Origin of the sequence: Streptomyces sp. NBC_01433, assembly GCF_026340105.1 — a bacterium.
Classification (GTDB): Bacteria; Actinomycetota; Actinomycetes; order Streptomycetales; family Streptomycetaceae; genus Streptomyces.
In genome coordinates this window covers 5,879,027-5,892,003 of the sequence record NZ_JAPEPM010000001.1, presented here as the reverse complement: position 1 = coordinate 5,892,003, position 12,977 = coordinate 5,879,027, and the positions used below count along the sequence as shown (strand labels likewise).

At 70.4% G+C, this 12,977-nt stretch carries 14 protein-coding genes and 1 pseudogene; 6 read left to right on the top strand and 9 right to left on the bottom strand.

Translation table 11 applies throughout. The features are described 5' to 3' along the window. Positions 1-53 precede the first annotated feature (53 nt). From OG413_RS26450 to OG413_RS26430, 5 genes are all read left to right on the top strand, one after another. Complete coding sequence (locus OG413_RS26450; RefSeq protein WP_266809370.1) at positions 54-1,079, top strand: 6-phosphofructokinase; 1,026 nt, start codon at positions 54-56, stop codon at positions 1,077-1,079. A gap of 109 nt (positions 1,080-1,188) precedes the next feature. Continuing rightward, the gene (locus OG413_RS26445; protein WP_266809368.1) at positions 1,189-2,142 is read left to right on the top strand and encodes a cytochrome c oxidase assembly protein; all 954 of its coding nucleotides are present in this window, start codon (positions 1,189-1,191) and stop codon (positions 2,140-2,142) included. Positions 2,143-2,208: 66 nt separating this feature from the next. Next, a complete protein-coding gene (locus tag OG413_RS26440; protein WP_266809366.1) occupies positions 2,209-2,367 on the top strand; it encodes a hypothetical protein in 159 nt (52 codons plus the stop codon). A gap of 298 nt (positions 2,368-2,665) precedes the next feature. Further along, on the top strand, positions 2,666-3,376 hold the full coding sequence (locus OG413_RS26435) for a 1-acyl-sn-glycerol-3-phosphate acyltransferase (protein WP_266809364.1): 711 nt from the start codon (positions 2,666-2,668) through the stop codon (positions 3,374-3,376). A 64-nt stretch (positions 3,377-3,440) separates the two neighbouring features. Next, complete coding sequence (locus tag OG413_RS26430) at positions 3,441-4,490, top strand: NAD(P)-dependent oxidoreductase (protein ID WP_266809352.1); 1,050 nt, start codon at positions 3,441-3,443, stop codon at positions 4,488-4,490. A gap of 145 nt (positions 4,491-4,635) precedes the next feature. Here OG413_RS26430 and OG413_RS26425 read toward each other — a convergent pair whose 3' ends face one another. From OG413_RS26425 to OG413_RS26385, 9 genes and pseudogenes are all read right to left on the bottom strand, one after another. Beyond that, entirely contained in the window at positions 4,636-6,216 is a 1,581-nt protein-coding gene (locus OG413_RS26425) for an alpha/beta hydrolase (protein WP_266809351.1), read from the bottom strand. A 157-nt stretch (positions 6,217-6,373) separates the two neighbouring features. Further along, positions 6,374-7,159 carry an urease accessory protein UreD gene (locus tag OG413_RS26420; protein WP_266809350.1) on the bottom strand — a complete coding sequence of 262 codons (786 nt, stop codon included), beginning with the start codon at positions 7,157-7,159 and terminating at the stop codon, positions 6,374-6,376. Then, the gene (gene ureG, locus OG413_RS26415; RefSeq protein ID WP_266809348.1) at positions 7,156-7,833 is read right to left on the bottom strand and encodes an urease accessory protein UreG; all 678 of its coding nucleotides are present in this window, start codon (positions 7,831-7,833) and stop codon (positions 7,156-7,158) included. The genes OG413_RS26420 and ureG overlap by 4 nt, the downstream gene beginning before the upstream one ends. A 27-nt stretch (positions 7,834-7,860) precedes the next feature. Continuing rightward, positions 7,861-8,523 (bottom strand): urease accessory protein UreF, encoded by a 663-nt coding sequence (locus tag OG413_RS26410; RefSeq protein WP_266809347.1) that lies wholly within the window; start codon positions 8,521-8,523, stop codon positions 7,861-7,863. Positions 8,524-8,538: 15 nt separating this feature from the next. Continuing rightward, complete coding sequence (locus tag OG413_RS26405; RefSeq protein ID WP_266809345.1) at positions 8,539-10,260, bottom strand: urease subunit alpha; 1,722 nt, start codon at positions 10,258-10,260, stop codon at positions 8,539-8,541. Continuing rightward, positions 10,253-10,564 carry an urease subunit beta gene (locus tag OG413_RS26400; protein WP_266809343.1) on the bottom strand — a complete coding sequence of 104 codons (312 nt, stop codon included), beginning with the start codon at positions 10,562-10,564 and terminating at the stop codon, positions 10,253-10,255. Before OG413_RS26400 ends, OG413_RS26405 begins: the two co-directional genes overlap by 8 nt. Before the next feature lie 15 nt (positions 10,565-10,579). After that, positions 10,580-10,882 (bottom strand): urease subunit gamma, encoded by a 303-nt coding sequence (locus OG413_RS26395; RefSeq protein WP_266809341.1) that lies wholly within the window; start codon positions 10,880-10,882, stop codon positions 10,580-10,582. 138 nt (positions 10,883-11,020) lie between these two features. Further along, positions 11,021-11,173 (bottom strand): annotated as a pseudogene (locus tag OG413_RS26390) (TetR/AcrR family transcriptional regulator); the annotation flags it as partial. Between the two features lie 181 nt (positions 11,174-11,354). Continuing rightward, the gene (locus OG413_RS26385; RefSeq protein ID WP_266809339.1) at positions 11,355-11,639 is read right to left on the bottom strand and encodes a type II toxin-antitoxin system Phd/YefM family antitoxin; all 285 of its coding nucleotides are present in this window, start codon (positions 11,637-11,639) and stop codon (positions 11,355-11,357) included. Between the two features lie 461 nt (positions 11,640-12,100). Between OG413_RS26385 and OG413_RS26380 the strand changes: the two genes are divergently transcribed. Next, a complete protein-coding gene (locus tag OG413_RS26380) occupies positions 12,101-12,883 on the top strand; it encodes an MFS transporter (protein WP_266809337.1) in 783 nt (260 codons plus the stop codon). Positions 12,884-12,977: the final 94 nt, after the last annotated feature.

Here is a 12,977-nt window from a genome sequence, read left to right as displayed (position 1 = left end):
AACCGGACGACGTGGTCCGGTCGTCGGCCCACGTTGCAAAGGTTTCCCGGGCAATGCGAATTGGTGTGCTCACCTCCGGCGGCGACTGCCCCGGCCTCAACGCAGTCATCCGTTCCGTCGTGCACCGCGCGGTGGTCGACCACGGCGACGAGGTCATCGGCTTCCACGACGGCTGGAAGGGACTGCTGGAGTGCGACTACCGCAAGCTCGACCTGGACGCGGTGGGCGGCATCCTGGCCCGCGGCGGCACGATACTCGGCTCCTCCCGGGTCCAGCCCGCGCATCTGCGTGACGGGGTGGAACGGGCCCGGGGCCATGTCGCGGACCTCGGCCTGGACGCGATCATCCCGATCGGCGGCGAAGGCACGCTGAAGGCGGCCAATCTGCTCTCCGAGGCGGGTCTGCCGATCGTCGGAGTGCCGAAGACCATCGACAACGACATCGCCTCCACCGATGTGACCTTCGGGTTCGACACCGCGGTCGGTGTCGCCACCGAGGCCCTCGACCGGCTGAAGACCACCGCCGAGTCGCACCAGCGGGTACTGATCGTCGAGGTCATGGGGCGGCACACCGGCTGGATCGCCCTCCACTCGGGCATGGCCGCCGGTGCGCACGCGATCGTCGTCCCCGAGCGCCCCTTCGACATCGACGAGCTGACCGAGCTCGTCGGCAGGCGTTTCTCGGCGGGCAAGAAGTTCGCGATCGTCGTGGTCGCCGAGGGCGCCAAGCCGCGCGCGGGCTCCATGGAGTTCGAGCAGGGCACCAAGGACATCTACGGGCACGAGCGCTTCGCCGGGGTGGCCACACAGCTCTCCATCGAGCTGGAGCAGCGCCTCGGCAAGGAGGCCCGCCCGGTGATACTCGGCCATGTCCAGCGCGGCGGCACCCCCACCGCGTACGACCGGGTCCTCGCCACCCGCTTCGGCTGGCACGCCGTGGAAGCGGCGCACCGCGGCGAGTTCGGCATGATGACGGCGCTGCGCGGCACGGACATCACCATGGTGCCGCTGGCCGCCGCCGTGGAGACGCTGAAGACGGTCCCCGCCGAGCGGTACGCCGAGGCGGAGTGCGTGCTCTGAACGACCTGACCTGAGGAACTGCCCCCGGCCGCAACCGCGGCCGGGGGCAGTTCTACTCTGGACCGGACAACCGGCACGAAACGGGGACGTCCCCATCGGGAGTGAACAGATGGATCACAGCGGGCACGGCATGAACATGGATCTGCCGCCGTTCACGCTGGGTCGTGGGCTCGAATTCTCCGCGGACCCGTTCTTCTTCATCGGCTGCCTCGTCGCCCTCGCCCTGTACGGCTATGGCGTGGTGCGGCTGCGCAGGCGCGGGGACAGCTGGCCGGTCAACCGGATCATCTTCTTCGTCATCGGTGTGCTGAGCATCGCCCTGGTGATGTGCACCAAGCTCAACGACTACGGCATGGTCATGTTCAGCGTGCACATGGTGCAGCACATGGTGATCAGCATGCTGTCGCCGATCCTGCTGCTGCTGGGCGCCCCGGTGACCCTCGCGCTGCGGGCGCTGCCGGTCGCGAGCCGGCGTGGGCGTACCGGGCCGCGCGAGCTGCTGCTGAAGCTGCTGCACAGCCGCTACATGAAGATCATCACGCACCCGGTGTTCACGATCCCGCTGTTCATCGCCAGCCTGTACGGGCTGTACTTCACCCCGCTCTTCGACTTCCTGATGGGGTCCAAGCCCGGCCACATCGCGATGATGGTGCACTTCCTCGCGGTCGGCCTGGTGTTCTTCTGGCCGATCATGGGCATCGACCCGGGCCCGCACCGGCCCGGCTATGTGATGCGGATGCTGGAGCTGTTCGCCGGCATGCCGTTCCACGCGTTCTTCGGCATCGCGCTGATGATGGCGACCACGCCGATGGTGAAGACGTACGAGAACCCCCCGGCCTCGCTGGGCATCGAGGCGCTGAGCGATCAGGGCTGGGCCGGCGGCATCGCCTGGGCGTTCAGTGAGATCCCGTCGGTGCTGGTGCTGATCGCGCTGGTCTTCCAGTGGTACCGCTCCGACCAGCGGATCGCCAAGCGCGCGGACCGGGCCGCCGACCGGGACGGTGACCAGGAGCTGGCGGCGTACAACGCCTATCTGGCCTCTTTGCAGGCTCGCGGACAGTAGCGCCGGGCACGCCGGTGGGGTGACCATGGGCTCAACGGCCGTGTGGCCGATGAGGAGCGTGCGCTCATGTCCGGATCGACGAAGACCATGGGAGTCATGACCGTCGGGGCGCTGGTCGCGGTGACCGCGTACACCGTGGCGCTGGGGAGCAACGGCTGGCTCTGGTTCGGCTGGGTGGTGCTGGGTCTGGCCACGCTCGGGGTGCTCGCCACGCGGGACACCTGACCCGGCTCCGCACCGCCCGGCACGCCGCAGGGCGTACCGGGCTGTGCGTCGGGGTCGCGCTCCGTCGAGGCCAGGTCGGCGCGGGCCGCCGCGCCGCGGCGGCCCGCGTCCGGGCGGGACGCGTGCCCCGCGGAAGTACGGGCAGGCGTGAGAGGTGACCGGGCCGTGACCGGTCGGTACGGTCACACCGCGCCACCGGGGACCCTAGACTGACGGTCCTCCGCACCACGATGACCTGGTACGACGCAGCCCCGACCCAGCCCTGACGCCGACCCCGGCAGAGCGAGGTGCACTCTCCGTGTTCTATTACGTCCTGAAATATGTCGTACTGGGACCCGTTCTGCGGCTGCTGTTCCGCCCCCGGATCGAGGGACTGGAACACATTCCGGCGGACGGCGCGGCCATCGTCGCGGGCAATCACCTGTCGTTCTCCGACCACTTCCTGATGCCCGCGATCATCAAGCGGCGCATCACCTTTCTGGCGAAGGCCGAGTACTTCACGGGGCCGGGTCTGAAGGGCAGGCTGACCGCCGCGTTCTTCCGCAGCGCGGGGCAGATTCCGGTGGACCGGTCCGGCAAGGACGCCGGTCAGGCCGCGATCCGCGAGGGTCTGGGCGTGCTGGGCAAGGGCGAACTCCTGGGGATCTACCCGGAGGGCACCCGCTCGCACGACGGCCGCCTGTACAAGGGCAAGGTCGGGGTCGCGGTGATGGCGATCACGGCGCGGGTACCGGTGGTTCCGTGCGCGATGGTCGGGACGTTCGAGATCCAGCCGCCCGGTCAGGTCGTCCCGCGGATCAAGCGGGTCACGATCCGGTTCGGTGAGCCGCTGGATTTCTCCCGCTACGCGGGCCTGGAGGACCAGAAGGCCGCGATCCGGGCCGTCACCGACGAGATCATGTACGCGATCCTCAATCTCTCGGGCCAGGAGTACGTCGACGAGTACGCGGCCAAGGTGAAGGCCGCGCAGCCCGCGCAGCCGAAGAGGTTCCCGAAAGTGCGACGCTGACCGCGAATTCGCGATCGGCGAAGACACCTCGCCCGGCCGGCCGGGCACGCCTAGCGTTCCCCGCATGATCAAGGGAAACGCGTGGGTACTCGGAGCGACCGGACAGATCGGACGGGCCGCTGTGCGGGCCCTGGTCGAGGACGGCTGGGAGGTGACCGCGGCCTCGCTCGGAGGCGGCCGTGACGAGCGGTGGGCCGACGGAGTACGTACGGTGCGCCTCGACCGGAACGACGACGGTGCGCTCGCGTCGGCGCTCGGCGCGGGCTGTGACGTCCTGGTCGACCTGGTCGCCTTCGACGCCGCCCACGCCCGGCAGCTGACCGGTCTCGCCGGCCGGATCGGTTCGGCGGTCGTCATCTCCAGCGGCGCGGTGTACGAGGACGACGAGGGGCGCGGCTTCGACACCCAGCAGCGGCCCGGTGGTGCCCCGGTCTATCCGGTGCCGATCGCGGAGACGCAGCGCACGGTGGCGCCCGGGGACACGACGTACGGGACCCGGAAGATCGAGCTGGAGCGGCTGTTGCTGGCGGCGGACGAGGACCTGCCGGTGACCTTGCTGCGGGCGGGCGCGATCCATGGACCGTACTGCCGCACCCCCCGCGAGCTGTACTTCGTGAAGCGTGCACTGGACGGCCGCGGGCGCCGGGTGCTGGCGTACGGCGGGAAGAGCGTCTTCCATCCGGTCCACGCGTCGAATGTGGCCGAGCTGATCCGGCTGGCCGCGCTGCGGCCCGCCTCGCGGGTGCTGAACGCCGGGGACCCGCAGACGCCGACGGCCGCGGAGATCGGTGCGGCGGTCGATGAGGTGCTGGGCCGGGAGACGGAGACCGTGCTGGTGGCGGGGGCGCCGGGTGCGGACGGGGTCGGGGACACGCCGTGGGGTACCGAGCATCCGGTGGTGTACGACATGTCGGCGGCCGAGCGGGAGCTGGGGTACCGGCCGGTGACCGGCTACACCGAGTCGCTGCCGGAGACCGTCGAGTGGCTGTCCGCGCAGCTCGCCGGGCGGGAGTGGACGGAGGCGTTTCCCAAGATGCTCGAGAACTACGGCCCGGGGCTCTTCGACTACGCGGCGGAGGATGCCTGGCTGGCGCGGTACGACGGGAGGGCGTGAGAGCGCGGGAGCTCGGGGCCCGCGGGCCTGAAACGGCCCGACCGTTGCGGCCGGCCCGATGCGGCCCGATAGCGCGGCCTGTGCGGACGAACGGGGCGGGTGGCCGGAGAAGACTCCGCCCACCCGCCCCTGCCGTGCCGGGTACTTACGGCTTGGGCGTGGCGTGCGGAGCGCACGTCACGTCGCGCCGGTCGGTCGTCCCGCTGAGCAGGTAGGCGTCCACCCGCTCGTTGACGCAGGGGTTGACCAGTCCGGTGACGCCGTGCGATCCGGCGCCCTTCTCGGTGATGAGACGCGAACCCTTGAACCGCTTGTGCAGCTCGACGGCGCCCTGGTACGGAGTGGCGGCGTCACGCGTGGACTGCACGATCAGGACCGGCGGCAGACCCTTGCCGGTCTTGACGTCGAGCGGGGACTGCTGCTTGGACGACCAGGTCGCACAGGGCAGGTTCATCCAGGCGTTCGCCCAGGTCATGAACGGGTAGTCCTTGTGCAGCCGGGTGTTGTCGCGGTCCCACTTGCGCCAGCTGGTGGGCCACTTGGCGTCCGCGCACTCGACGGCCGTGTAGACGGCGTTGCCGTTCTCCGAGGAGATGTTGCCCGCGATGTCCGACATGTCGGGGCCGGCGGCGTCGACCAGCGCCTGGGTGTCGCCACCCAGGTAGTCGCTCCAGGTCTGGGCGACGAGCGCCCAGGTGGAGTCGTAGTACGGCGCGTTCTGGAAGAAGCCGATGAGCTCGGCGGGTCCGACGACGCCACCGATCGGGTTCTTCTTGGCGGCCGCGCGCAGCTTCAGCCACGCCTTCTCGACCTTCGCGGGCGTGTTGCCGATGTGGTAGGCGGCGTCGTTCTCGGCGACCCACGCCTTCCAGTCGTCCCAGCGGGACTGGAAGGCGATGTCCTGGTTCAGGTTGGCCTGGTACCAGATGTTGTCCTTCGACGGATCGACCACGCTGTCGACGACCATGCGGCGCACATGGCCCGGGAACAGGGTGCCGTAGACCGCGCCCAGGTAGGTGCCGTAGGAGACACCCAGGAAGTTGAGCTTCTTCTCACCGAGCGCGGCGCGGATGACATCCAGGTCGCGTGCGGTGTTGGGCGTGGTCATGTGCGGCAGCATGTCGCCGCTGCGCTCGGCGCACCCGTCCGCGTACTCGGCGGCGAGCTTGCGCTGGGCGCGCTTGTCGGCCTCGCTGCCGGGGACCGGGTCGGCCTTCGGAGCCTTGACGTACTCCTGCGGGTCAATGCAGGAGATCGGCGCCGAGTGGCCGACACCTCGCGGGTCGAAGCCGACGAAGTCGTACGCGTTCGCGACCTTCGTCCACAGCGGGTTCTTGGTGACGATCCGCTTCGGGAACGCCATGCCGGAGCCGCCGGGGCCACCCGGGTTGTAGACGAGCGCGCCCTGGCGCTCCGCCTTCGTGCCGGTGCTGACGTGGCGGTCGACGGCAAGCTTGATCTTCTTGCCGTTCGGCTTGGCGTAGTCGAGCGGAACGGTCACCCAGCCGCACTGAATCGGCTTGGCGATCGCCCAGTCGGCCGGACAGTCGGTCCAGTCGATCCCGGCCCTAGCCGCTCGCTCGGCGGCGAGCTGGACGCCGCGCGCCTCGGAGCCGTTGTTGTGGTGGCGTCCGTCGGCTGTGGCCGCCGGTGCGGCTATCGCGCCCGCTATGAGCGTGCCCGCGATCAGAGTGCCGGCCGAACCGAGCACTGCGGTGCGTCTCAAGTGGAACCTCCCCCATCTATCCGATGCGCCGCCGGTGGCGGCGCAGTTCATCGGGACTTCCCCGGGATCCTTTCGTCTGTGGGGTTCCTGAGAACAGTGCGTACACATGTTTCTTTACCGAACCAATAACCGGTGCCCGCTGTCCCGCTGAGCGGACTCACTCAGCGCGACCGGACCGCAACCCGTCCAGTACGTCGGCCAACGCCGCGTCCAGGACGCCTCGCAGCAGGCGCGCGTCGGCGGCCACGGCGGTCACCAGCACGGCGGGCCCGGCCAGCGGGGTCAGCGCGGCGGTGTCGCCGATGAGCCGCGGCAGAGCGGGAGCACCCTCGAAGTCCGGGTCTACGAAGAGGAGTTGACCGACCGCGCGATGGCCGCCGAGGACGGCCGCACCGTCCCAGCCACCGGGCGCGCCGGGCCCGTAGGCGAGCTGCTGGTCGAGCAGCGGGCGGCCCGCCCGGCGAACGGTGAGCCGGGTGGTCAGCCCTCCCGTGCTCTCGCCGTGACGGCCGAGGACCTGCTCCTCGCGCAGCACCAGCCGTGCGGTGGGGGCGAGTTCGACCCTGGTGCCCATGCGCAGCTCGCTGCCGCACGCCGAGATGAGCTGTTCCGGCAGCCAGCGCAGTACCGCCCCCTCCCCCACGGACAACTCCAGCTCGTACGAGGCCGGTTCGGGGTCCGGTCCCGCTCCCGGCAGCGCCACCGTGGCCGCCGCCGAGTCGACCGTCAGCCGGGCGCCGTCCTCGACGCGCGCCTCAATGGTGAGCCGGTCACCGCCCAGGGGCGCGCTCATCGCGCCGACGACCGTGACCCTGGCGCAGGAGTCGGCGACGGACCGGGTGCGGCGCAGGGCGAGCGGCCCGTCGCTCTCCAGCACGGGGAGTGCGGTGGAGCCCCGGCCGTCGGGGGCGGCGACGATCCGGGCGGTCGCCCGCACGCTCACGCGGTCCAGGCGGCGAGCTGCGCCCGTACCCAGTCCGCGACCGGTCCGACGCCCTCGGCGGAGGTCAAGGAGGTGAAGACGACGGGGAGTTCGCCGCGCTGCTCGGCCGCGTCGTGGGCCATTTGGTCCAGGTCGGAGCCGACGTACGGGGCGAGGTCGGTCTTGTTGACGACCAGAAGGTCGGCGGTCGTCACGCCGGGGCCGCCCTTGCGCGGGATGTCGTCGCCGCCCGCCACGTCGATGACGAAGATCTGGGCATCGACCAGCCCCTTGGAGAAGGTGGCGGTGAGGTTGTCGCCGCCGGACTCGACCAGTATCAGGTCGAGCGGGCCCACGGCGTCCTCCAGGTCCTCGACCGCCTCGAGGTTGGCGGATATGTCGTCCCGGATGGCCGTGTGCGGGCAGGCGCCGGTCTCCACGGCCTGGATGCGCTCGGGCGGCAGGACGGCGTTGCGGAGAAGGAAGGCGGCGTCCTCGCGGGTGTAGATGTCGTTGGTGACGACGGCGATGGACACCCGGTCGCGCAGGGTGCGGCACAGCGCGGCGACGGTCGCGGTCTTGCCCGAGCCGACCGGTCCGCCGAGTCCGATCCGAAGGGCCCGGCGGGTGCCGTCGGGGCGTGCGGCGTCCGCGGCGACGGCGGCGGGTCCGTCGTGGAAGTGGTCGAGGTGCATGGGATGCGGCTCCTGGTTCTTGCGGTGTTACGAGGCGAACAGCCGGACCGGCCAGGCCGCGTGTGCTTCGGCGGTGATGTCGAGCAGCGGGGCCGAGGCGGCAGGCAGGGCGTCGATGCCCTGCCGGGCGGCAGCGGCGGCCCGCGCGGCCACCCGGTCGAGTTCGGGGGCGAGGCGGGCGAGGACGGCGGTGGCCTCGAAGGGGTCGAGGGAGAGCAGCCGGACCACCGCGGTGGCCGGTCCGCTGACCGTTTCGTACGCGACGCAGTGCGCCGCGTCCTGTGGTCCGAGCCCCGCCGCGCGTGCGGTGAGACCGAGGACGACGGGCTGGTGGGCACCGCGCGGCCGGGCGGTGGCGAGCGCGGCGAGTTCGGGGCTCGGCCAGGTGGCACGGGCGGCCCGCATCAGCTGCCGGCCCAGTTTGCGCGCGGTCGCCCGCAGGGCGGGTGACGGGGTGCGGGCATCGGCGGCCTCGTCCAGCGCGAGCGGGTCGAGGCCGTGGGCGGCCGCCGCGGCGAGTGCCGCGGCGGTGAGTCCGCTGGTGTGCAGGCGGCCCCGGCAGAAGTCCGCGAGGTCGTCGGCGTCGCGGATGCGTCCCGCCTTGACGGCCGGTTCGGCGCCGCCGGAGTGGGCATGCCCTCCGGCGGGGAACCGGCCGTCGGCCAGGACGAGCAGAGCTGCGCGTGACATGGTCGGTTCCGCCGGTCAGAAGAGGAAGTAGCGCTGGGCCATGGGGAGCTCCGCGGCGGGTGCGGGTTCGACCGGATCGCCGTCGATGGTGACGGCGAAGCTGTCGGGGTCGACATGGACGTGCGGCAGGGCGTCGTTCTGCCGCATGTCCGCCTTGGTGACGCCGCGGGTGCTGGTGATCGGGACGAACCTCTTGCCGAGAGCGAGCCGTTCGGGCAGCCCGTCCTCGATCGCGGTGGCCGAGACGAAGTTGAAGGAGTTGGCGGCGGGCGCCCTGCCGCGTGCGCCGAACATCGGGCGCGGCAGCACCGGCTGCGGGGTGGGAATGGAGGCGTTCGCGTCGCCCATCTGCGCGTACGCGATCTGGCCACCCTTGATGACGGTCTGCGGCTTGACGCCGAAGAAGGCCGGGTCCCACAGCACGAGATCGGCGAGCTTGCCGGTCTCGACCGAGCCGATCTCCCGGTCCAGGCCCTGCGCCACCGCCGGGTTGATCGTGTATTTGGCGACATAGCGACGGACCCGGTGGTTGTCGGCCGTCCCGTCTCCGGGCAGTGCGCCGCGCCGCCGCTTCATCACATGGGCGGTCTGCCAGGTCCGCAGGACGACCTCGCCGATGCGGCCCATCGCCTGGGCGTCGGAGGAGATGATCGAGATGGCGCCGAGGTCGTGCAGGATGTCCTCGGCGGCGATGGTGGAGGGCCGGATCCGGGACTCGGCGAACGCGAGGTCCTCGGGTACCGCGGGGTTGAGGTGGTGGCAGACCATCAGCATGTCGAGGTGTTCCTCAAGGGTGTTGATGGTGTGCGGCCGGGTCGGATTGGTGGAGCTCGGCAGGACGTAGGGCTCGGAGACCACGGTGATGATGTCGGGGGCGTGCCCGCCGCCCGCGCCTTCGGTGTGGTACGCGTGGATGGAGCGCCGGGCGATCGCGGCGAGGGTGTCGGCGACGAATCCGGCCTCGTTGAGCGTGTCCGTGTGGATGGCGAGCTGGGCCCCGGTCTCCTCGCAGACGTTCAGGCACGCGTCGATGACGGCGGGGGTGGCCCCCCAGTCCTCGTGGATCTTGAATCCCAGCGCGCCGCCGCGCAGTTGTGAGTACATCGCGTCGCGGGACATCGTGTTGCCCTTGCCGAGCAGCCCGATGTTGACCGGGTACGCCTCCAGCGCCTCGAACATCCGGGCTAGATGCCAGGGGCCGGGCGTGACGGTGGTGGCCTTGGAGCCCTCCGCGGGACCGGTGCCGCCGCCGACCAGTGTCGTCACCCCGCTGGAGAGCGCCTGGTCGATGACGGTCGGTGAGATGAAGTGGACATGCGCGTCGACGGCGCCCGCGGTGAGGAACTTGCCGTTGCCCGCGATGATCTCGGTCTCGGGCCCGATGATCAGGTCGGGATGGATCCCATCCATCGTGTCCGGGTTTCCGGCCTTCCCGATGCCGGTGATCCGGCCGTCACGGATGCCTATGTCGGCCTTGACTATGCCCCAGTGGTCGATGATGACGGCGCCCGTGATGACGGTGTCGGGGGCACCCTCGGCACGGGTGGTGCGCGCCTGGCCCATCGATTCGCGGATCACCTTGCCGCCCCCGAACACGGCCTCGTCACCGGCGAGTCCGGGGCCGCCGCAGCGGTCCTCCTCGATCTCCACGAGCAGGTCGGTGTCGGCGAGCCGGATGCGGTCGCCGGTGGTGGGCCCGAAGAGATCGGCGTACACGGCGCGGTGGAGTTCAGGCATCGAGGGGACCTCCGGTCGCACCGCGCAGGCCGGGAACGATCCGGCGGCCGGTGAGCGGGACAAGTTCGACGTCGACGGGAATGCCGGGTTCGAAACGGACTGCCGTACCGGCGGCGATGTGGAGCCGCAGCCCGTGCGCGGCGGCACGGTCGAAGCGGAGCCCGGGGTTGACCTCGGCGAAGTGGTAGTGGGAGCCGACCTGGACCGGGCGGTCGGCGGCGTTGAGGACGGTGAGGCGGGTGACGGCACGGCCCGCGTTGATGGGCACGGCCCCGTCCGCGTACAGGATCTCTCCGGGAATCATCGGCCGCGCTCCTCGTCAGACGATCGGGTCATGGACGGTGACGAGCTTGGTGCCGTCCGGAAAGGTGGCCTCGACCTGTACGTCGTGGAGCATCTCGGGTATGCCGTCCATGACGTCGGCCCGCGTGAGGAGTTTGCGTCCGGACGCCATCAGTTCGGCCACCGTACGGCCGTCCCGGGCGCCTTCCAGCAGATGAGAGGTGATCAGGGCGACGGCCTCGGGGTGGTTGAGCCGCAGCCCGCGTGCCCGGCGCTTCTCGGCCACGTCGGCGGCCACATGAATGAGCAGACGCTCCTGCTCGTGCGGGGTCAGTTGCACGCTTCCACCTCATCGTCTTCCGCCCAGTACCGGCCCTGGGCGCAGCGGGAACCTATCCGCCATCAACAGTCTGTTGAAAGATGAATGAGGGTCCTGCGGCGAGGTATTGCACGTTAGGGCGGAAATTTTTCCACCGCGTTAACTGATCTTTGGGGAATCCATGAACATCGGGCCGCGCAACCCGTTCTCCAGCACTTCGGGCCGTACGTCCCCGAAGAGCCCCTCCTGGGCGATGAAACCCCGGGCCGCGGCGATCACTGTGCGCGTCATGTCGTCGGCGGGTACGGCGGAGTGCGGATGACCGCCATCGAGGATGGTGTCGTATACGGCTCGGCCGTGGCCGCCCCGAAGGTCCCGTAGACAGCCGTGCGTCCCCGCCGTGGCGGACGGGGAGGCGCGGCCTTTCCGTTCCGGGCGGGCGAGCCTGGGGAGGATCCTGGGATCCCTGGGGTCCGTGGGGCCCCGAGGATCCTCAGTCGTTCCGGTCGTGATGTCCGCGGTGCTCGGCGGCGATGCCGAAGCGGCGCCGGTCGCCCGGAGCGGACGTCACCGACCCGATCGAGGACACCGAGCTGATCACCTGCTCCTCCGCAGCGGCTTCCTCACCCTCAAGTCGCTCCAGGTCAGCGGCGGAGACCAGCGCGACGAGCGGCTTGCCGTGCCGCGTCACGACGACACGCTCACCGCCGTACACGACACGGTTGATCAGTTCGGCGAGCTCCGCCCGGGCTTGCGTCACCGGAATCTCGTAGGCCATGGTCCCCAGCCTATGCAATGTCCACCTGGTCCGCCGCGGTCCGTGGCGACAGCGATTGTCCAGGTCAGAGGCTCCCGTGAGCTCCCGCGCGCTCCCGTCTGTGAGAGATGTGTGAGACGGGGTGAGACTAGGTAAGACGAAGAGTTTCCTGGTCGCACGGATCCTGGCAGGCGCCGCTGCCGGTTTCGGCGGGCAGGCGATGAGCGGATCGGCACCACTGGTGGCGCGTTCCAGCGGTGAAATACGGTTCCCGGTAGCGGCAAAGTCCGGGCGGGGCTCGCGCTCTCGGCACACCGGCTTTGCGGTAGTGCCCGGTGCGTCTCTTTCTCTCGTGATCTTTCTGGGAAAGGGACCTCTGTGTCTGACTTTCCCGTGGACGGCGTAGTCGTCCGCACCCCCGTCCCCCCTGCCCAGGAGCGGGACGCCGCGCACCGTACCGGTGGCGCCGGGTCGCTCTGTGAGTGCTGCTCGCCGCCGAGGCGGTGGACATGCTGGACGTGCAGATCGCCAATGTCGCCGCGCCTTCGATACGGGCCGACCTGGGCGGCGGCGCTGCCACGGTGCAGTGGCTGGGAACCGCGTACGCGCTGGCGATAGCGGTCGGCCTGATCACCGGCGGACGTCTCGGTGACATCGCGGGCCGCAAGCGGATGTTCCTGATCGGCGCACTCGGCGTCACCGCCGCCTCGCTGCTCTGTGCGGTGTCCTGGTCGCCGGGGATGCTGATCGGCGCCCGCGCACTCCAGGGCCTGTTCGGCGCGGTGATGGCCCTGTCGACCGTGGGCGCAGCTGAAAGTTCCTGTCTGAGTCACGCTCCGCGCAGCGGCCCCGGCTCGGCCTCGCGGGCGCCGCTCCGGCTTCACTGGCCGCGCCACTGCTGGTGTTCTTGCTGGTGCGGTGCCGCGAACTCGGCCGGCCCCCGGACATTCCATAAGAAGCCGGACAGTCTCGCAGCCGACAAGGCATACAGCGACGGCCCGTGCCATGAGTACCTGCGGCGTCGCAGCATCCGTCACGCGATTCCCGAAAGGACTGACAGCCAGGCGGCCCGACTCCGTGAAGGCTCACGTGGAGGACGACCACCGGGCTTCGACGAAGAGCGGCACAAGAGGCGCGACACCGTCGAACGGGCGATCAACCACTCGAAGCGGTTTCACGCGGCGGCCACTCGCCACGACAAGCGCGGCTATGTCTCCCTCGGCACCGCCACCGCCGCAGCCCTGGTCATCTGGCTCCGGACCTGACGATCGCATCGGCATGGAGGTCCGGGCGCAGCGGAGCCAGGTCGGCCATCCGCTCCCGGCTCGTACGCCGACAGAAATGTGAGCGCTCTGCCAC

Bases quoted from the DNA above. Each gene is read 5' to 3' on its own strand.
- OG413_RS26450 (WP_266809370.1), top strand. From the start codon at position 54: ATGCGAATTGGTGTGCTCACCTCCGGCGGCGACTGCCCCGGCCTCAAC.
- OG413_RS26440 (WP_266809366.1), top strand. From the start codon at position 2,209: ATGTCCGGATCGACGAAGACCATGGGAGTCATGACCGTCGGGGCGCTG.
- OG413_RS26445 (WP_266809368.1), top strand. From the start codon at position 1,189: ATGGATCACAGCGGGCACGGCATGAACATGGATCTGCCGCCGTTCACG.
- OG413_RS26410 (WP_266809347.1), bottom strand. From the start codon at position 8,523: ATGTCACGCGCAGCTCTGCTCGTCCTGGCCGACGGCCGGTTCCCCGCC.
- OG413_RS26385 (WP_266809339.1), bottom strand. From the start codon at position 11,639: ATGGCCTACGAGATTCCGGTGACGCAAGCCCGGGCGGAGCTCGCCGAA.
- OG413_RS26400 (WP_266809343.1), bottom strand. From the start codon at position 10,564: ATGATTCCCGGAGAGATCCTGTACGCGGACGGGGCCGTGCCCATCAAC.
- ureG (WP_266809348.1), bottom strand. From the start codon at position 7,833: ATGCACCTCGACCACTTCCACGACGGACCCGCCGCCGTCGCCGCGGAC.
- OG413_RS26430 (WP_266809352.1), top strand. From the start codon at position 3,441: ATGATCAAGGGAAACGCGTGGGTACTCGGAGCGACCGGACAGATCGGA.
- OG413_RS26405 (WP_266809345.1), bottom strand. From the start codon at position 10,260: ATGCCTGAACTCCACCGCGCCGTGTACGCCGATCTCTTCGGGCCCACC.